Here is an 18,219-nt window from a genome sequence, read left to right as displayed (position 1 = left end):
AAATTAAATTAATATATTGAATTGAGTAAGCGTAAGTATCCTAGATATAAAATAGGGTACTTGTGCTTACTCTTTTTTTGTTAATTCGGAAACATTACTATTTACATATTGGATTGGACGTTGTATAGTATGGAATGAGGTGAAAACATGACTACACCAGTATTCGAATTAAAAAATATTGATTATTATTTTGATAACAAACAAGTACTTGAAAATATAAATATAAAAATTAATCGAGGAGAGTTTGTTGCAATTGTAGGACCCAATGGTGCTGGAAAATCAACACTATTGAAAATTATCCTAGGGTTATTACCCATCCAAAAAGGTCAAATATATGTGGATGGAAAAGATTATAATGGCAAACAATCATTGTTAAAAATAAGTTACGTCTCACAAAAAGCACAAGCCTTTAAAGCGGGGTTCCCTGCAAGTGTTAAAGAAGTTGTGATAAGTGGTCTAACTAAACGTAAAAGACTGTTTCAATGGTTCAATAAAAAAGATGAGAGAAAAGTAGAAATTGTATTAAAAAGACTGAATATAGAGCATTTAATAGATAAAAACATTGCTGAATTATCCGGAGGACAACAACAACGCGTGTTAATAGCTAGAGCACTTATAAGTGAGCCTTCGGTATTAATTTTAGATGAACCGACAAGTGGTATTGATGCAAAACATGTTAGTGAATTTTATGAAACGTTGGAAAGACTCAAAAATGAAGGCGTAACAATTATACTAGTAACGCATGATATTGGTGTGGTTGCCGATACAGCTACAGAGGTTGCATGTCTCAATAAACATTTACATTTCCATGGAACAACAGAAGCATTTAAATCTCTAGACGATGTAGAAATTTCAAAAATTTATGGTCATCCAATACAATTTGTTGATCATCAACATAGTAGGGAGTGTTGTTCATCATGATAGAAGCCCTACTGAATTTTGATTTTATGAGATATTCACTTATCAGTGGTATATTAATTGGTTTCATTGCACCACTTATTGGTGCTTTTATCGTTGTTAGAAGATTGTCACTCATTGCCGATGCACTCAGTCATGTTACACTGGGAGGTATTTCTTTTGGCATGTTCATTATAACGGTGATACCTGCATTTGTATTTATTAACCCAATGTGGTTTGGTATTTTATTTGCTATTATAGGCGCTTTACTTATAGAGAATTTAAGAACATCTTATAGTAATTATCAGGAAATTGCGATTCCTATCATCATGAGCGCAGGTATTGCATTAAGTGCTATCTTTATATCACTCGCTGATGGATTTAACCAAGAAATAGTTGGGCTATTATTTGGTTCAATCAGTGCTGTTACATTAAGTGATTTATCAACTATTATCGTGATTGTAGTTATCGTACTCATATTTATTTTCTCATTTTATAAAGAACTATTTATATTATCGTTCGATGAGGAATATAGTAAAGTAATTGGAATTCCAAAATGGATACAATTTTTATTTATAATTATCGTTGCAATGGTAATTTCTGCTTCTATGCGTGTTGTAGGCATATTATTGGTAAGTGCTTTAATTACGTTACCAGTAGCAGTTTCAATGCGAATAACTAAAGGATTTAAACAATTAATTATATTGAGCGTGATTATTGGAGAGTTTTCTGTTATCGCTGGACTTGTTCTAGCATTTTATATGAATATATCTCCTGGCGGAGTAATAGTAGTACTACTTGTACTTATTTTAGCAATAACGATGATGTATCAAAGATTAAAAGTAAAATCGATTAAAGGAGTTGCTAAAGATGAAGACTGAAGAAGCTATTGGCATTATTAAAAATCATGGACACAAATATACAAATAAAAGACGTGAAATGATTGATATTTTTGTAGAAGAAGATAAATACATCAATGCAAAAATAATACAACAAAAAATGGACAAAAATTACCCTGGCATTTCATTCGATACAATTTATAGAAACTTACATTTATTTAAAGATTTAGGTATTGTAGAAGGTACTGAACTAGATGGAGAAATGAAATTCAGAATTGCATGTACTGATCATCATCACCATCACTTTATTTGTGAATCCTGTGGCGATACAAAAGTAATAGATTTTTGTCCAATTGATCAAATTAAAGCATTTTTACCAAAAGTAGATATTCACACACATAAATTAGAAGTTTATGGCATATGCGAATCGTGCCAAAAAGCATAATATATGAGTAATTGATTTATTGTAAAACGTGAAAAATTCATTCTTTCTACAAGCTTATCTCTTTTTAAACATAGGTCATTAGTATGAATTAAAGTGAATTTTTAAAATTGTTTGCTAAACATGTTTAAATAAGCTGTTTTTGAGATATACTAATAAAGTAACTAAAGATAACAAATACTATATTATGACATTACAATTAATGTTTAAGCATATTAATTGTTGTCATCATTAATAATTGTTATGCTTTATTTAAAGATTAATTAGGAGGATGATTATTTATGGCTTTTGAATTACCAAATTTACCTTATGGTTTTGATGCATTGGAACCACACATTGATAAACAAACAATGGAAATTCACCATGACAAACACCATAACACTTATGTAACTAAATTAAATGCAGCAGTAGAAGGAACTGATTTAGAATCTAAATCAATCGAAGAAATTGTTGCAAACTTAGACAGTGTTCCAGAAAATATTCAAACAGCTGTTCGAAATAATGGTGGTGGACACTTAAACCACTCACTATTCTGGGAATTATTAACTCCAAACTCAGAAGAAAAAGGTACTGTTGTTGATAAAATTAAAGAACAATGGGGCTCTTTAGATGCATTTAAAGAAGAATTTGCTGACAAAGCAGCAGCTCGTTTCGGTTCAGGTTGGGCATGGCTAGTTGTGAATAACGGTAACTTAGAAATCGTTACAACACCTAACCAAGATAACCCATTAACTGAAGGTAAAACACCAATCTTAGGATTAGATGTTTGGGAACACGCATATTACCTTAAATACCAAAATAAACGTCCAGACTATATTAGTGCTTTCTGGAATGTTGTTAATTGGGAAAAAGTTGACGATTTATATAACGCTGCAAAATAATTGCGCGGACTATTATGACGGCCTTTTCAAAGGTCGTCATTTTTTTTAACTAAAATAATAGAAATATTGACTGATTTCATATATCATTTGTAGTGAGAACTATTGAATAGAGGTATGCTGTTTTGCTAAAAAGATTAAAAGAAAAATCAAATGATGAAAAAATTAGAAATACGATGAATAAAAGAATTAGCTTTATATTTGGAATCATTGTATTCATTTTTGCGATAATTGTTTTAAGATTAGGATATTTACAAATTGCACAAGGTTCTCATTATAAGCAACTTATTAAAAATAGTGAAAACCTGACAGTCAACGAAGCTGTTCCTAGAGGTCGTATTCTAGATAGGAATGGCAAAGTCCTTGTCGACAATGCTTCTAAAAAAGCGATTACATATGCAAGAGGAAGAAAAACTTCACAATCAGAAGTATTGAAAACTGCTGAAAAATTATCAAAACTTATTAAAATGGATACAGATAAAATTACTGATCGTGATAAACAAGATTATTGGATACAACTTCATCCAAATAAAGCTAAAAATTTAATGAAAAACGAGCAAGTATTGTTAGATGACGGTAATATTACCCAAGATGAATATGATGATGCTTTATATAAAAAAGTAGGTAAAAATCAAATCAACTCACTAAATGATAAAGATTTACAAATCCTTGCTATTTATAGAGAAATGATGTCTGGTTCTGCACTTGATCCACAAACAATTAAAAATGAAGATGTAAGTGATGAAGAGTATGCAGCCGTTTCACAAAAATTATCTGATATGCCGGGTGTAAATACGACTATGGATTGGGATAGAAAATATCCATATGGTGATACGTTAAGAGGCATTTTCGGTGACGTTTCTACGACTGAAGAAGGTATTCCAAAAGAATTGACTGAGCAGTATTTAGCCAAAGGGTATTCTCGAAACGATCGTGTAGGTAAATCATATTTAGAATATCAATATGATGATATTTTAAAAGGTAAGAAAAAAGAAATGAAATATACCACTGATAAATCAGGTGAAGTTATAGACTCTAAAGTAATTAATCCAGGTTCACGTGGCGATGATCTTGTATTAAGTATTGATGTAGATTTACAGAAGAAAACTGAAGAATATTTAGAAAAGCAAATCTCAAAATTGCGTAGTGAAGGCGCTAAAGATATGGACAATGCATTAATTGTTGTGCAAAACCCAAATAATGGTGATATCTTAGCAATGGCAGGTAAGCAAATAGATAAAAATGGTGATTTAACAGATTATGATATTGGAACATTTACTTCTCAATATGCAGTTGGTTCCTCAGTAAAAGGCGGCACGCTACTTGCTGGCTATCAAAATAATGCAATTAAAGTTGGAGAAGAAATGATTGATGAGCCGCTTAAATTCGCTGGTGGTTTAACAAAACATTCTTATTTCAACCAAGATGGTAAAGTAAGAATTGACGATAAAGAAGCACTCATGCATTCATCAAACGTTTATATGTTCAAAACAGCATTAAAATTAGCCGGATCACCTTATACTCCGAATATGTCATTACCAACCGATATTACGAGCGCTGGACAAAAATTGCGTAAAGGTTTAAATCAGGTTGGTTTAGGAGTGAAAACAGGTATTGATTTACCAAATGAAACAAACGGACAAATTGAGCCATTAACAGACAATCCTGGTAATTACCTTGATTTAGCCATAGGACAATATGATACCTACACTCCTATGCAATTATCTCAATACGTTTCAACAATCGGTAATAATGGTTATAGAGTTCAACCACATGTTGGTTTAGAAATTAGAAAAGCGACTAACAAAGAAACGCTTGGGCCAGTTAAAGAAAAAGTGAAAGGTCAAGTGTTGAATAAAGTTAATAATACACAAAATGAAGTGAATGAAGTACAAGAAGGATTCAAAATGGCATTTAACGAAAAAGATGGAACTGGTTATCAAAGTTTCAAAGATACAGAAGTGCCATCAGCTGGTAAAACTGGAACTGCGGAAGTATTTCAAGATGGCGAACCAAGAGTTAATTCAACTTACATTGGTTATGCGCCAATCAAAAATCCACAGCTTGCATTTTCTATTGTATATACAAACCAACCAGTACCTGAGCCATGGTTAAATGGTGGCGATTTAGGACGAGATGTTATTAATTACTATTTCAAAGAAAAGTCAAAAGATTAATATTTTAGCATCAATTTTATTGAAAATACTGGTATAGTCGCCTTTATTGAAAAATAATACTTTTCAATTTTATAACTAAATGGTATGATTAATTAGTCGTATTTTGAAAAGGTAAGGAGGAATTAGCATGCGCGTAAACGTAACTCTAGCTTGTACAGAATGTGGAGAAAGAAACTACATCACTACAAAAAATAAACGTACTAATCCTGAACGTATAGAAATGAAAAAACACTGTGCACGTGATAATAAGCACACTATGCACCGTGAAACAAAATAATTAATATTATTTAAACCAGATTCTAATAGAATCTGGTTATTTTTATGTGGTTTATTAAAATGAGTGAATAAATCAATTTATAATTAACATTTTAAATTTTCATAACTTAAATCTTATAAAAAAATTGTGATTCAAATTGCAGTTTAATGACATTATAATTCATTAACGTTATAATAATAAAAGTATGAATTACGGGAAGGTGTACAAAATGGATAAAAAATTATTGAGAAAAAAACATATTGAATTAATGAAATCTTTTATGTTAAACAAACAGGAAAAACAACGAGCAGATCAGTTTTTAGCTAATCAATTTTTTAATACCGATGAATACCGCACTGCTTCTCGTATAGGTATTGTATTATCCATGCCACACGAAGTTAATACATATACTTTGATTCAACAGATGCTAGACGATGGTAAACAAGTATTTGTACCTGAAACAAATTACCAATTGCGTGAAATGTCTTTTAAACATATTGACGATTTAAAGCATATTGGTAAAGATGCTAAAGGGATAAATCATGTAAATACAAAGACTGAAATATCCAATGAATTAGATTTATTAGTTGTTCCTGGGGTAGCTTTTAATGATAGTGGCTATAGAATTGGTTATGGTGGCGGTTACTTTGATAAATTTATCAGTACATATAATCAACTAACGATGAGTTTAATTTATGATTTTCAATTAAGTGACTTTAAAGTTGAAACACATGATCAACCTGTAGAAAAACTAATCATAGCGACAACAACATAATGGAGGGGAAAATGATTACAGAAAAGCATTATTGGAAGTGTATTTACACTTGGATTAAATATCTAAATTATCATGTTGTACATAAAAATCAAGAAACTAACGAAGTTTGGTTAGCGAATCAACGTAAGCGTAGTATCGTTATTTTCAAATATGGAGCAAATTCAACCCAAGAAGTGAGATTTGATAAAAGCAGAATCCAAGAAAATCAGCAAGATATCAGTACTTTTCTAGGTTTTGAATCTAATAATTATGAATTGTTTATTTTTACTGATAAGCATTTTACAGATGAAAATTTAAATGAAAATCATCCAGTAAAATTTAAGGTCAAGATAATTAGAGAAGTAGATCATATGGAACGCTTGCTCCCTAATGTCTTTATCAAACAATTATATAAAAGAAATACAAAGCAAACAAAAGGGTATTATAAACAGCGTGCTTTAAATACGAATCCAATTGAAAAACACATGTTGAAGTTTTCACCAGTGACCTATGCTTTAATCATATTAAATGTTGTGATTTGGTTATTTATGGTATTGTTTTTAAATCGTTCCTCAGATTTAAAGCTTTTAGATGTTGGTGGATTAGTGCATTTTAATGTTGTTCATGGTGAATGGTATCGTTTAATAACATCTATATTTTTACATTATAATTTTGAACATATATTAATGAATATGTTGAGTTTATTCATATTTGGTAAAATAGTTGAATCAATTGTAGGTCATTGGCGTATGTTCGTTATCTATTTGGTAGCTGGTTTATTTGGTAACTTTGCTTCTTTATCTTTTAATACTGATACCGTTTCGGTAGGTGCTAGCGGTGCGATTTTTGGCCTTATTGGTGCAATTTTCACATTTATGTATATAGGCAAACAATTTAATCGTAAGCTTATCGGTCAATTATTAATTGTACTTGTCATTATGATTGGTTTATCTTTATTTATGCAAAATATAAATATCGTGGCCCATATTGGTGGATTTATTGGCGGATTATTGATTACATTAATGGGATATTATTTCAAAACGAATAAAACACGTTTTTGGATTATTTTAATTACTATTCTTGTTTTATTTTTAGCTGCTCAGGTTAGAATTTTCACCATTAAGGAAGATAATATCTATAACAGCATTATTACTAAAGAAATGAAACAAGGTAATTATGATGAAGCGAAAAATATGGTTCAACGTACAATCAATAAAAGCTATGCAGATGATGAAACATATTATTTAAGTGGATTGATTAAAACAACACAAAATTCTAAAGCTGAGGGCATCGCATCTTGGGAACGTGGCTTACGATATTTCCCTAATTCAGGTATCTTAAATTACCAACTCGCAATTGCAAATAGATCATTGGATAATAATGATAAAGCTAAAAAGTATATCAAAAATGCATTAAAAGCTGATCCAAATAATAGAGACTATATTAATTTAAATAAAGAATTGAGCGATAATAGTGATTCAGAAAATTAATTCATTTTACGATGTTCAGCAACTTTTAAAAAAATTCGGCTTTATTATATACTTTAAAGATAAAGCGGATATGTATGAAATGATGGAACAAGAGATAAAATCTTTATATGATTATAATCTTATATCAAAAGATGAATATTTAAAATGTAGATTAATCATTAGTCAGAGAAGGAGTAAGTAATATATGAATAAAATCATACTAGCAGCAGATATAGGTGGTACAACTTGTAAATTAGGTTGTTTTGATGAAAATTTAAATCGTATTTCAAAATGGTCAATTAACACGGATACATCAGATACAACGGGTTATCAATTGTTGAAAAATATTTATGATACTTTTGTCGCATATATTGATCAATCTGATTATACTTTTTCTGATGTTATCGGTGTTGGTATAGGAGTTCCTGGTCCTGTTAATTTTGAAACGGGTGAAGTTAACGGTGCAGTCAATTTATATTGGACGGAACCAGTAAATGTTAGGAATATTTTCAAACAATTTGTTGATTGTCCAGTTTATGTTGATAATGACGCTAACGTAGCTGCACTAGGAGAGAAACATAAAGGTGCAGGTAATGGTGCTGATGATGTAGTTGCAATTACACTTGGCACAGGACTTGGCGGAGGTATTATTTCGAATGGTGAAATCATACATGGACACAATGGTTCAGGAGCTGAAATTGGTCATTTCCGAGTAGACCATGACCAACGTTTTAAATGTAATTGTGGTAAATCGGGTTGTATTGAAACAGTTGCATCTGCTACAGGCGTAGTTAATCTTGTTAACTTTTATTATCCAAAATTAACTTTTAAGTCATCTATACTTCAATTAATAAAAGAAAATAATGTAACTGCAAAAGCTGTTTTTGATGCGGCGAAAGCAGGAGATCAATTCTGCATATTTATCACAGAACGCGTTGCTAATTATATTGCTTATTTATGTAGTATTTTAAGTGTAACGAGTAACCCTAAATACATTGTTTTAGGTGGTGGTATGTCAACTGCGGGACTTATTTTGATTGAAAACATTAAAACGGAATATCATAATTTAACTTTCACTCCAGCACAGAAAGATACTGAAATCGTACAAGCGCAACTTGGCAATGATGCAGGCATTACAGGTGCTGCAGGTTTAATATATACTTATGTAATTGAAAAGGAAGGTGCAAAATAATGGCAATTGTAGATGTAGTCGTTATACCAGTTGGTACAGAAGGGCCAAGTGTAAGTAAATATATTGCTGAAATACAAACGAAATTAAAAGAGTATAAAAATCAAGGGAAAATAGATTATCAACTGACACCTATGAATACTTTAATTGAAGGTGACTTGAAAGATTTATTCGAAGTTGTGCAAGCAATTCATGAGTTACCTTTTGACAAAGGATTAGATCGTGTTTGTACAAATATTAGAATTGATGATAGAAGAGATAAATCACGTAAAATGAATGATAAACTAAAATCTGTGGAAAACCATTTGAATAATGGAGGGCAAGCATAATGAAAATATCAAGTTTAACTTTAGGATTGGTCGATACAAATGCTTATTTTATAGAAAATGAGACAAATGTACTTTTAGTTGATCCTGCAAGTGATAGCGACTTGATTATTAAAAAATTAAATCAAATTAATAAGCCATTATCTGCAATTTTATTAACGCATGCACATTTTGACCATATAGGTGCATTAGATGCTATTGTAGAAAAGTATCAAGTACCCGTGTACATGCATAAAGCAGAATTTGATTTTTTAACAGATACTCAAAAAAACGGTTCAGAAAAATTCAAACAATATGGCCTTCCACAAGTTATTAGTTCAGTCACACCACAATCATTAACTGAAGGCCAGACAAATATTGCTAACTTTGAGTTCAATGTCCTGCATACGCCAGGTCATTCACCAGGTAGTTTAACTTTTGTATTTAAAGATTTTGCAGTTGTAGGAGACACCTTGTTTAAACAAGGTATCGGTAGAACGGATTTATATAAAGGAGATCATGAAACTTTAGTAGATTCGATACTTGATAAATTATTTACGCTTGAAGAGGACCTACCATTATTCCCTGGACATGGACCATATACAACTGTTGAAGATGAACAACTTAACCCATATTTGCATGGGTGAATAGCTTTCAATTTAACGCAAACTTTATAAGTAGATTAGAAGTAATTTATCCATCTCTTACGTGTATATAAGTAGGAGGTGGATTTTTTGAAACTTTTATTTAATAATATACTTAAAAAAGCGATTAGTACAAAGGCCACTGATGTGCACTTTATTCCTTCAAATGACAAAATATATATTAAATTCAGAGTTCAAGATACGCTTGCACCAATTGAATCCATACAGCAACATATTTATTTGAAATTATTAACCTATATGAAATATCAAGCTGGTTTAGATGTGTCTAAACATAATGTTGCTCAAAGTGGTAGATATACTTACAAATTCAAGCAAATTTACTTTTTAAGAATATCCACGCTACCTTTATCTCTGGGAATAGAAAGTTGTGTTATCAGAATTGTTCCACAGTATTTTCAAAAAGGAAGTGATACAAGTAATTTAGGTACATTATATAAATTAATGAATAAAAAACAGGGGCTTATATTATTAAGTGGACCCACTGGTTCCGGAAAAAGCACTTTAATGTATCAAATGGTCATGCATGCAAAAGAGCGGTTAGATTTAAATATCATAACAGTTGAAGATCCAGTGGAGCAGCTAGTATCTGGAATTACACAAGTATCGATTAATGAAAAAGCAGGTATCAATTATGCAAATACTTTTAAAGCGATTTTAAGATGTGATCCTGACATTATTTTGATTGGTGAAATTAGAGATGCCATAATAGCTAAACAAGTAATGCATGCGAGTCTAAGTGGTCATTTAGTATTAACAACAATTCACGCTAATAACTGTAAAGGCGCATTATTAAGGCTTAAAGAAATGGGACTAACGATGCAAGAAATGAAACAAGCTTTATTAACCGTTTTAAACCAAAGACTAATTACGACTTATAATAATCAAAGAAAACTTGTATATGAACAACTTACTAAAGCACAAATAAATCATTTAATAGACAATGACTATACATTGCCTAGTTCATTTTCTAATTTGTCTACTCAATTAACTCAATTAGCCAAAGCAGGTGTTATTTGTGAGGAAACTATGGAGCGCTATATTTAAATTTAAAAATATTTTCAATTTATCAGAAAAAGACAAAATAACGTTATTGATAAAATTAAAAGATTTGTTAGACCGCGGTTATACGCTAAGTGAAGCATTTCTTTTTTTAATTCAATATACAAACATTAAAAATCGCCAATTAAAGTTGCAAATTGAAGCAGAATTAAATAATGGTGCTGGCTGCGCAAAAATATTAAGGTTACTAAATTATCCTAAATCCATCTTAACGTTAATAAATTTTGCAGAAATATTTGGAGATTTAACTATTACTTTGCCACACGCTTATGAATATTTAGTAAAAAACTATAAATCGAAGCAACGCTTTTTAAAAACAATACAATACCCCGCGTTGTTACTTATCGTTTTTTTGATAATGTTAATTATTTTAAACCGTACAATCATCCCCGAGTTTCAAAATTTATATAGTAGTATGGATGTAAGTATTTCCCCATTACAACTCTATCTATCTTTATTCATCACAAACCTCCCATCGTATCTCCTATATAGTTCAATAATTTTTATACTAATCATTTTAGGTATTTTCATCATATATAGAAAGTCATCTATAGAAATAAAGCATAAAATCCTCTTATCAATACCCATTATTTCGAAATTTTTCAAGTATTATAAAACATTTTGCTTAGCTTCTGAATTATCTTTATTCTATAAAAATGGTATAACTTTACAAAAGATTGTTGAAATATACGCTAAACAGCAAGATGAATATTTAATATTTTTAGCAAATGAAATTTCAAAAGGGATACAACAAGGATTAAATTTAAGTGAAGTATTAAAGCATTTACAGTGTTTTGAAAAAAATTTGATTATTTTTGTTGAAGAAGGTGAGAAAAAAGGAAGGCTAGAGATAGAAATGAAACTATATAGTGAAATGATACTGTCTCAAATAGAACAGTTGATTCATTTAATCATAAAGTTCATACAACCTATTGTTTTCTTTTTAATTGCTATATTAATAGTGTCATTATATCTAGTTATTATGTTGCCTATGTTTGATTTAATGCAAACGATTAAATAATTACGAATAGAGGAAGTTAAATCAATTATGAAAAAACTAAAAATTAATAGAAAAGCTTTTACATTAATAGAAATGTTACTTGTATTATTGATAATTAGCTTATTATTAATATTAATTATACCCAATATAGCTAAACAGTCGTCTCACTTGCAAAATACTGGATGTGAGGCACAACTTAAAATGATTGATAGCCAAATTGAAGCGTATGCTTTAAAGTTTAATAAAAAGCCATCGTCTATAGAAGACTTAGTTACAGAAGGATACATTAAAGAAAATCAAAAGTCATGTAAATCTGGTGCAGCCATCACTATTAACAATGGTGAAGCTGTTGCAAATTAAAAGCGCATTTACTTATATAGAAATGCTTTTTGTGGTCTGTATTATTAGTTTACTCTTATATTTCCAACTATCTAATATCAGTGCTTTCGATACTAATAATAACAAAATAGAACAGCGTAAAATTAATAATTTAATTATGCAATTCAACTATATTAAATCTAAAGCGATTAAAGATAACCAATCAATTACACTGGTCTTTAATGATTACTCTAATAAAATTATTATTAATGAACAATTCCCCTCTAATAAAAGCGCCAAAGCAATAATACTCCCTTTAAATAGCTTTATACATCCAAGAACAAATTTGAAATTTATAACGTTTAACAAAAAAGGAGAAACAAACAAATTTGGAAGTGTCTACCTAAAAACGAATAAAAATCTTTATAAAATCATATTTCATATTGAAAAAGGACGTATTAGATATGAGAAAATTTAATGTTAATGCCTCGTTATTGATAGATAGTCTTTTATCTTTTTCAATTATCACACTGATTTGTATCTTATTTATACCTATGATATTGCAATTAAAGTTGGATATTCAACACAAAAGCCATGAAATAGATCTAACTAGAATATTACTTAATTCACTTTACCACTATAAAAGACAGGAATTGAAAAGTGGAATTATGATTGAAGATTATAGAGTTAAAATGAGTAACGACAAAATTTGTATTTTCAAAAAGGGAGAAACATATGAAAAATGTTTCTTCAAATAAATTTAGAGCTTTTACATATATAGAAGTCTTGTTTGCACTTTTTATAACTATACTCATTTTTTCAATATTACCCACATTAATTAGAACGACAGGCACCATCAATGAGCAAATTATGAATGCTCAAGAAGTAGACTTGGCATTTTTCTCAAGAGATTTGACACAAGATTTAATTAAAGAAAATGCTTATGTTCTTAAAAATCAATCCGATGAAAACCATATTGTAATTAGAAATAAACAGAGAAACATCATTTATGAATTTAAAAATAACAAATTAATTAAAACGTTAGATGGAAAAGGAAACATTACTACATTGCATAATGTTGTTAGTGCAAAGTTCAAAATTATTAATGATAAATCTGTAGTAATTAATTTTAAAATTTTTGAGAAAGGTATTTATTATGAAAAGAAAATTGTTTTCTAATCAATCCTGCTTATATGTATCCTTTTATGCTAGTCATATTTATGCTATATTTATCTTTAATTACGATTTATACATTTCAAATTGGATTACAATTAAAAACATTAGATAATATTGAATCGTATTATAAAGATCAAATAAACACATACATAAAAAAGGAAGTTAGTTTTGAATAATAAAATAGAACCACTCATACTTATTGGATTTATGGGAACAGGTAAGACAACTTTGGGTCAATTTCTAGCAAGTAATAATCAACTCTCCTATATTGACTTAGATGAACATATAGCAATACAGGAAAATAAATCTATCCCTGAAATTTTCGAAGCCATTGGTGAGCAAGGATTTAGAAAATTAGAAAATGAATATCTACAAGAATGTGTTCAACGTTATGATATCATTTCAACCGGTGGTGGTATAATAGAAGGCGATGAATCATTCCGAATATTAAAAGAACAGCCAAAAGTAATCTGGTTAGATTGTGATATAGAAATTCTTTACAAAAGAATTAAAAATGACAGCAATAGACCAAATGCAAATAATAAATCGTTATTTGAATTAAAAAGCTTGTATTCATCTAGGGTTTCAAGATATAATGAAATCGCATTCATAAAAGTAAATAGTAGTCAATCTCTTTCAGATTTACAAAATGATATCATGGAAGCGATTGTTTGCGAATGATCAGTATTAGAGAGAATGGTAGTTATACTTAATATAACTTAACTTTAGTCCATCGCCGAAGGTGCAAGTTTTTACGAAACTCTCAGGCAAAAGGATAATACTGTAACGCATTCCTGGAATATTACAACAGGGTAGTTTAGGCTACCCTGTTTTTTTATTATATAATTTTTAGGAGGTTTCTTCATGTCCAATGAACTTAAAAAAACACCACTATATCAAACTTTTGTAGATAGTGGGGCTAAAATAGTAGAATTTGGTGGATGGGCAATGCCAGTCCAATTTTCTAGTATTAAAGAAGAACATAATGCAGTTAGAACTGAAATAGGTTTATTTGACGTAAGTCATATGGGAGAAATTATCATAAAAGGTTCAGATGCTTCTAATTTAGTACAATATTTGCTTTCAAATGATACAGACAATGTAACAACGCATAAAGCGCAGTATACAGCTTTATGTAATGAACAAGGTGGCATCATTGATGATTTAATTACTTATAAATTAGAAGAAAATGTTTATCTTTTAGTTGTTAACGCTGGAAATACTGAAAAAGATTTTGAGTGGATGTGCGAAAAAGCTAAAGCATTTGATGCTGAAGTTATTAATGTATCAACTGAATATGGCCAACTAGCTATACAAGGACCAAAAGCACGTGATTTAGTCCAACAACATGTAAATATTGATGTATCTGAAATGAAACCATTTGAATTTGAACAAAACGTTGAATTCTTTGGTAAAAATGTAATACTGTCACAGTCTGGATATACAGGTGAAGATGGATTTGAAATATACTGTAATGCAGACGATGCACCATATTTGTGGGATGAAATTCTAAAAAATGATGTGACACCATGCGGTTTAGGTGCTAGAGACACATTAAGATTAGAAGCTGGACTGCCATTACACGGTCAAGATTTAAGCGAAACAATCACACCATATGAAGCGGGTATAGCATTTGCTGCAAAACCATTAATAGAAGCCGATTTTATTGGTAAATCAGTACTAAAAGATCAAAAAGAGAATGGTTCTAAACGAAGAACAGTAGGATTAGAAATGATCGACAAAGGTATTCCAAGAACAGGGTATGAAGTATATGATTTAGACGGTAATCAAATTGGAGAAATTACTTCAGGTACGCAATCACCTTTAACTGGTAAATCAATTGGACTAGCCCTAATCAATCGAGATGCTTTTGAAATGGGAAAAGAGGTTGTTGTACAGGTTAGAAAAAGACAAGTTAAAGCTAAAATTGTTAAAAAAAATCAGATTAGTAAATAAATCAAAGGGGTGTTACTGTGAGTCATCGTTATATTCCATTAACTGAACAAGATAAAAAAGAAATGTTGGATACAATCGGAGCAAGCTCTATAAGTGAATTATTTGGAGATGTTCCAAAGGATATTTTATTAAATAGAGAGTTGGCCATACCAGATGGTGAAGCTGAAACGACATTGACAAAACGCTTAAGCAGAATTGCAAGCAAAAATGTAACTAAAGAAACACATAGTTCATTTTTAGGCGCAGGTGTTTATGATCATTACGCACCAGCAGTTGTAGATGCAATGATTTCTCGTTCTGAATTTTATACTGCTTATACTCCATACCAACCAGAAATTTCGCAAGGTGAATTACAAGCTATCTTTGAATTCCAAACATTAATTTGCGAATTAACAGATATGTATATTGCAAACTCATCTATGTATGATGGTATTACAAGTTTCGCAGAAGCATGTATTTTAGCATTTAATCAAACGCGTAAAAATAAAATAGTTGTTTCAAAAGGACTACATTATCAAGCTTTGCAAGTATTAAAAACTTACGTTAAAACTCGAGAAGAATTTGAAGTTGTAGAAGTAGACCTTGATGGTACAATTACAGATTTAGAAAAATTAGAAAATGCAATTGACGATGATACAGCGGCAGTTGCTGTGCAGTATCCAAACTTTTATGGATCTATTGAGGATTTAGAAAAAATACATTCATTTATTGAAGACAAAAAGGCACTGTTTATTGTTTATGCCAATCCACTTGCTTTAGGTTTATTGACACCGCCAGGTAGTTTTGGAGCGGATATTGTTGTAGGAGACACACAACCATTTGGTATACCAGCGCAATTTGGTGGTCCGCATTGTGGTTTCTTTGCAACAACGAAAAAATTAATGAGAAAAATACCGGGACGTTTGGTTGGACAGACTGAAGATGGAGATGGAAATCGTGGTTTCGTTTTAACGCTACAGGCACGTGAACAACATATTCGTCGAGATAAAGCCACTTCAAACATTTGTTCAAACCAAGCATTAAATGCATTAGCTTCTTCAATTTGCATGTCCGCATTAGGTAAACAAGGTATTTATGACATTTCAGTACAAAACTTTGAAAATGCTAATTATGCAAAAGCACAATTTAAAGAAGCTGGTTTAGAAGTTTCAAATGGCACATCATTTAATGAATTTGTCGTGAAGTTTAATAAACCTGTAAAAGATATTAATGATGCATTACTACAACAAGATATTATTGGCGGTTTTGATTTAAGTGAAGTCTCAAAGGATTATGAAAATCAAATGTTAGTAGCAGTGACAGAATTAAGAACTAAAGATGAGATAGATACATTTGTTAAGAAAGCAGGTGAATTAAATGGTAGTAAGTAAATCTAGTCCATTAATATTTGAACGTTCTAAAAAAGGTCGTTATGCATATTCGTTACCCAAAAAAGAAATAGATAACGGTGCAGTAGAAAAATTATTAGACGACAAATTTATAAGAAAAAATAAAGCAGAACTACCTGAAGTCGCTGAATTAGATTTAGTACGTCATTATACTGAGCTTTCAAATAAAAACTTCGGTGTTGATTCAGGATTTTATCCTTTAGGTTCATGTACAATGAAATACAATCCAAAAATCAATGAAAAAATAGCAAGAATACCAGGATTCGCCGAGTCACATCCACTGCAAGATGAATCACAAGTTCAAGGTTCTTTAGAAATAATTCATAGTTTACAGGAAGAACTTAAAGAAATAACCGGTATGAATGAAGTAACGTTGCAACCAGCTGCCGGTGCGCATGGTGAATGGACTGCATTGATGATATTCAAGGCATTCCATCAAAAAAATGGTGAAGGACATCGTGATGAAGTTATTGTACCTGACTCCGCACATGGTACTAACCCAGCTTCTGCAGCATTTGCTGGTTTCAAAGCGGTTACAGTTAAATCGAACGAACGCGGTGAAGTTGATATTGACGACTTAAAAAGAGTTGTAAATGAAAACACTGCAGCAATTATGCTTACAAATCCTAATACATTAGGTATATTTGAAAAAAATATTATGGATATAAGAAATATTGTTCATGAAGCTGGCGGATTATTATATTATGATGGTGCGAATTTAAATGCCATTATGGACAAAGTAAGACCAGGAGACATGGGGTTTGATGCGGTACATCTTAACTTGCACAAAACATTTACTGGGCCTCATGGTGGCGGTGGACCAGGTTCTGGACCAGTCGGTGTGAAAAAAGAATTAGCTAGTTTCTTACCAAAACCAATGGTAGTCAAAGAAGACGATGTATATAAATATGATAATGATATCGAAAATTCTATAGGACGCGTAAAACCTTTTTACGGTAATTTTGGTATCTATCTAAGAGCTTATACTTATATTCGTACGATGGGGAATAAAGGACTTGAAGAAGTTTCTGAGGCAGCTGTATTAAATGCAAATTATATTAAAGCTCGATTGAAGGATCATTTCGAAATACCTTATCCACAATATTGTAAACATGAATTTGTATTAAGTGGTTCAAAACAAAAAGAACACGGTGTCAGAACGTTAGATATGGCTAAACGATTACTTGATTTCGGTGTTCATCCACCAACAATTTACTTCCCACTTAATGTTGAGGAAGGTATGATGATTGAACCAACTGAAACAGAATCTAAAGAAACCCTTGATTATTTCTGTGATAAAATGATTGAAATTGCAAATGAAGCAAAAGAAGATCCAGATAAAGTCTTAGAAGCACCACATACAACAATCATAGATAGATTAGATGAAACTAAAGCAGCTAGACAACCTGTTTTAAAATTTGAAAATCTTCGTTTTGAAAAAGAATAAGTAT

At 30.7% G+C, this 18,219-nt stretch carries 21 protein-coding genes and 1 riboswitch; all 21 genes read left to right on the top strand.

The features are described from left to right. Positions 1-147: 147 nt before the first annotated feature. The 21 genes from ACM595_RS03200 to gcvPB all read left to right on the top strand — a co-directional run bounded on the left by ACM595_RS03200 (position 148) and on the right by gcvPB (position 18,215). Positions 148-921 (top strand): metal ABC transporter ATP-binding protein, encoded by a 774-nt coding sequence (locus tag ACM595_RS03200; RefSeq protein ID WP_115338502.1) that lies wholly within the window; start codon positions 148-150, stop codon positions 919-921. Beyond that, positions 918-1,778: a metal ABC transporter permease gene (locus ACM595_RS03195; protein ID WP_041080610.1), complete on the top strand. Its 861-nt coding sequence runs from the start codon at positions 918-920 to the stop codon at positions 1,776-1,778. Before ACM595_RS03200 ends, ACM595_RS03195 begins: the two co-directional genes overlap by 4 nt. Beyond that, a complete protein-coding gene (locus ACM595_RS03190) occupies positions 1,768-2,181 on the top strand; it encodes a Fur family transcriptional regulator (protein WP_002483178.1) in 414 nt (137 codons plus the stop codon). The genes ACM595_RS03195 and ACM595_RS03190 overlap by 11 nt, the downstream gene beginning before the upstream one ends. 278 nt (positions 2,182-2,459) lie before the next feature. Beyond that, the gene (locus ACM595_RS03185; protein ID WP_002483179.1) at positions 2,460-3,059 is read left to right on the top strand and encodes a superoxide dismutase; all 600 of its coding nucleotides are present in this window, start codon (positions 2,460-2,462) and stop codon (positions 3,057-3,059) included. A 122-nt stretch (positions 3,060-3,181) separates the two neighbouring features. Next, entirely contained in the window at positions 3,182-5,233 is a 2,052-nt protein-coding gene (locus ACM595_RS03180) for a peptidoglycan D,D-transpeptidase FtsI family protein (protein ID WP_115338503.1), read from the top strand. Between the two features lie 127 nt (positions 5,234-5,360). Continuing rightward, on the top strand, positions 5,361-5,510 hold the full coding sequence (rpmG, locus tag ACM595_RS03175; RefSeq protein ID WP_002483181.1) for a 50S ribosomal protein L33: 150 nt from the start codon (positions 5,361-5,363) through the stop codon (positions 5,508-5,510). 208 nt (positions 5,511-5,718) lie between these two features. Further along, on the top strand, positions 5,719-6,264 hold the full coding sequence (locus ACM595_RS03170; RefSeq protein WP_115338504.1) for a 5-formyltetrahydrofolate cyclo-ligase: 546 nt from the start codon (positions 5,719-5,721) through the stop codon (positions 6,262-6,264). 11 nt (positions 6,265-6,275) lie between these two features. Then, a complete protein-coding gene (locus ACM595_RS03165; protein ID WP_037538380.1) occupies positions 6,276-7,733 on the top strand; it encodes a rhomboid family intramembrane serine protease in 1,458 nt (485 codons plus the stop codon). Next, a complete protein-coding gene (locus ACM595_RS03160) occupies positions 7,717-7,914 on the top strand; it encodes a YqgQ family protein (protein WP_037538382.1) in 198 nt (65 codons plus the stop codon). Before ACM595_RS03165 ends, ACM595_RS03160 begins: the two co-directional genes overlap by 17 nt. Before the next feature lie 3 nt (positions 7,915-7,917). Beyond that, positions 7,918-8,904, top strand: a complete 987-nt coding sequence (locus ACM595_RS03155) for a glucokinase (protein WP_115338505.1) — start codon at positions 7,918-7,920, stop codon at positions 8,902-8,904. Continuing rightward, complete coding sequence (locus ACM595_RS03150; protein ID WP_002483185.1) at positions 8,904-9,230, top strand: MTH1187 family thiamine-binding protein; 327 nt, start codon at positions 8,904-8,906, stop codon at positions 9,228-9,230. The genes ACM595_RS03155 and ACM595_RS03150 overlap by 1 nt, the downstream gene beginning before the upstream one ends. Next, positions 9,230-9,853, top strand: a complete 624-nt coding sequence (locus tag ACM595_RS03145; protein ID WP_115338506.1) for an MBL fold metallo-hydrolase — start codon at positions 9,230-9,232, stop codon at positions 9,851-9,853. Before ACM595_RS03150 ends, ACM595_RS03145 begins: the two co-directional genes overlap by 1 nt. Before the next feature lie 87 nt (positions 9,854-9,940). After that, a complete protein-coding gene (gene comGA / locus ACM595_RS03140; protein ID WP_115338507.1) occupies positions 9,941-10,915 on the top strand; it encodes a competence type IV pilus ATPase ComGA in 975 nt (324 codons plus the stop codon). Next, complete coding sequence (comGB, locus tag ACM595_RS03135) at positions 10,887-11,951, top strand: competence type IV pilus assembly protein ComGB (protein ID WP_181876259.1); 1,065 nt, start codon at positions 10,887-10,889, stop codon at positions 11,949-11,951. Before comGA ends, comGB begins: the two co-directional genes overlap by 29 nt. Positions 11,952-11,978: 27 nt before the next feature. Then, positions 11,979-12,290: a competence type IV pilus major pilin ComGC gene (gene comGC / locus ACM595_RS03130; RefSeq protein ID WP_037538386.1), complete on the top strand. Its 312-nt coding sequence runs from the start codon at positions 11,979-11,981 to the stop codon at positions 12,288-12,290. Beyond that, positions 12,271-12,726, top strand: a complete 456-nt coding sequence (gene comGD, locus ACM595_RS03125) for a competence type IV pilus minor pilin ComGD (RefSeq protein WP_228160939.1) — start codon at positions 12,271-12,273, stop codon at positions 12,724-12,726. Before comGC ends, comGD begins: the two co-directional genes overlap by 20 nt. Positions 12,727-12,983: 257 nt before the next feature. Further along, a complete protein-coding gene (comGF, locus tag ACM595_RS03120; RefSeq protein WP_115338510.1) occupies positions 12,984-13,427 on the top strand; it encodes a competence type IV pilus minor pilin ComGF in 444 nt (147 codons plus the stop codon). Between the two features lie 204 nt (positions 13,428-13,631). After that, positions 13,632-14,105 (top strand): shikimate kinase, encoded by a 474-nt coding sequence (locus tag ACM595_RS03115; protein WP_002483192.1) that lies wholly within the window; start codon positions 13,632-13,634, stop codon positions 14,103-14,105. Further along, positions 14,102-14,213, top strand: a riboswitch (glycine riboswitch). Its footprint overlaps the gene before it by 4 nt. A 75-nt stretch (positions 14,214-14,288) precedes the next feature. Then, positions 14,289-15,380, top strand: coding sequence for a glycine cleavage system aminomethyltransferase GcvT (gcvT, locus tag ACM595_RS03110; RefSeq protein ID WP_115338511.1), 1,092 nt, complete (start codon positions 14,289-14,291; stop codon positions 15,378-15,380). 17 nt (positions 15,381-15,397) lie between these two features. Then, positions 15,398-16,750, top strand: a complete 1,353-nt coding sequence (gcvPA, locus tag ACM595_RS03105) for an aminomethyl-transferring glycine dehydrogenase subunit GcvPA (protein WP_002483194.1) — start codon at positions 15,398-15,400, stop codon at positions 16,748-16,750. Then, on the top strand, positions 16,737-18,215 hold the full coding sequence (gcvPB, locus tag ACM595_RS03100) for an aminomethyl-transferring glycine dehydrogenase subunit GcvPB (protein WP_002483195.1): 1,479 nt from the start codon (positions 16,737-16,739) through the stop codon (positions 18,213-18,215). Before gcvPA ends, gcvPB begins: the two co-directional genes overlap by 14 nt. The last annotated feature ends 4 nt before the right edge of the window (positions 18,216-18,219 follow it).

The sequence above is a fragment of the Staphylococcus sp. LKG3-1 genome (assembly GCF_048568385.1).
In the GTDB taxonomy this organism is placed as follows: Bacteria; Bacillota; Bacilli; order Staphylococcales; family Staphylococcaceae; genus Staphylococcus; species Staphylococcus saprophyticus.
Note: the sequence above shows the minus strand (reverse complement) of the source record. Positions and strands in the feature narration are given on the sequence as shown.

Excerpts from the sequence above, each read along its gene's own strand:
- ACM595_RS03200 (WP_115338502.1), top strand. The coding sequence starts at position 148 with ATGACTACACCAGTATTCGAATTAAAAAATATTGATTATTATTTTGAT.
- ACM595_RS03195 (WP_041080610.1), top strand. The coding sequence starts at position 918 with ATGATAGAAGCCCTACTGAATTTTGATTTTATGAGATATTCACTTATC.
- ACM595_RS03190 (WP_002483178.1), top strand. The coding sequence starts at position 1,768 with ATGAAGACTGAAGAAGCTATTGGCATTATTAAAAATCATGGACACAAA.
- ACM595_RS03185 (WP_002483179.1), top strand. The coding sequence starts at position 2,460 with ATGGCTTTTGAATTACCAAATTTACCTTATGGTTTTGATGCATTGGAA.
- rpmG (WP_002483181.1), top strand. The coding sequence starts at position 5,361 with ATGCGCGTAAACGTAACTCTAGCTTGTACAGAATGTGGAGAAAGAAAC.
- ACM595_RS03170 (WP_115338504.1), top strand. The coding sequence starts at position 5,719 with ATGGATAAAAAATTATTGAGAAAAAAACATATTGAATTAATGAAATCT.
- ACM595_RS03165 (WP_037538380.1), top strand. The coding sequence starts at position 6,276 with ATGATTACAGAAAAGCATTATTGGAAGTGTATTTACACTTGGATTAAA.
- ACM595_RS03155 (WP_115338505.1), top strand. The coding sequence starts at position 7,918 with ATGAATAAAATCATACTAGCAGCAGATATAGGTGGTACAACTTGTAAA.
- ACM595_RS03150 (WP_002483185.1), top strand. The coding sequence starts at position 8,904 with ATGGCAATTGTAGATGTAGTCGTTATACCAGTTGGTACAGAAGGGCCA.
- ACM595_RS03145 (WP_115338506.1), top strand. The coding sequence starts at position 9,230 with ATGAAAATATCAAGTTTAACTTTAGGATTGGTCGATACAAATGCTTAT.
- comGC (WP_037538386.1), top strand. The coding sequence starts at position 11,979 with ATGAAAAAACTAAAAATTAATAGAAAAGCTTTTACATTAATAGAAATG.
- comGF (WP_115338510.1), top strand. The coding sequence starts at position 12,984 with ATGAAAAATGTTTCTTCAAATAAATTTAGAGCTTTTACATATATAGAA.
- ACM595_RS03115 (WP_002483192.1), top strand. The coding sequence starts at position 13,632 with ATGGGAACAGGTAAGACAACTTTGGGTCAATTTCTAGCAAGTAATAAT.
- gcvT (WP_115338511.1), top strand. The coding sequence starts at position 14,289 with ATGTCCAATGAACTTAAAAAAACACCACTATATCAAACTTTTGTAGAT.
- gcvPB (WP_002483195.1), top strand. The coding sequence starts at position 16,737 with ATGGTAGTAAGTAAATCTAGTCCATTAATATTTGAACGTTCTAAAAAA.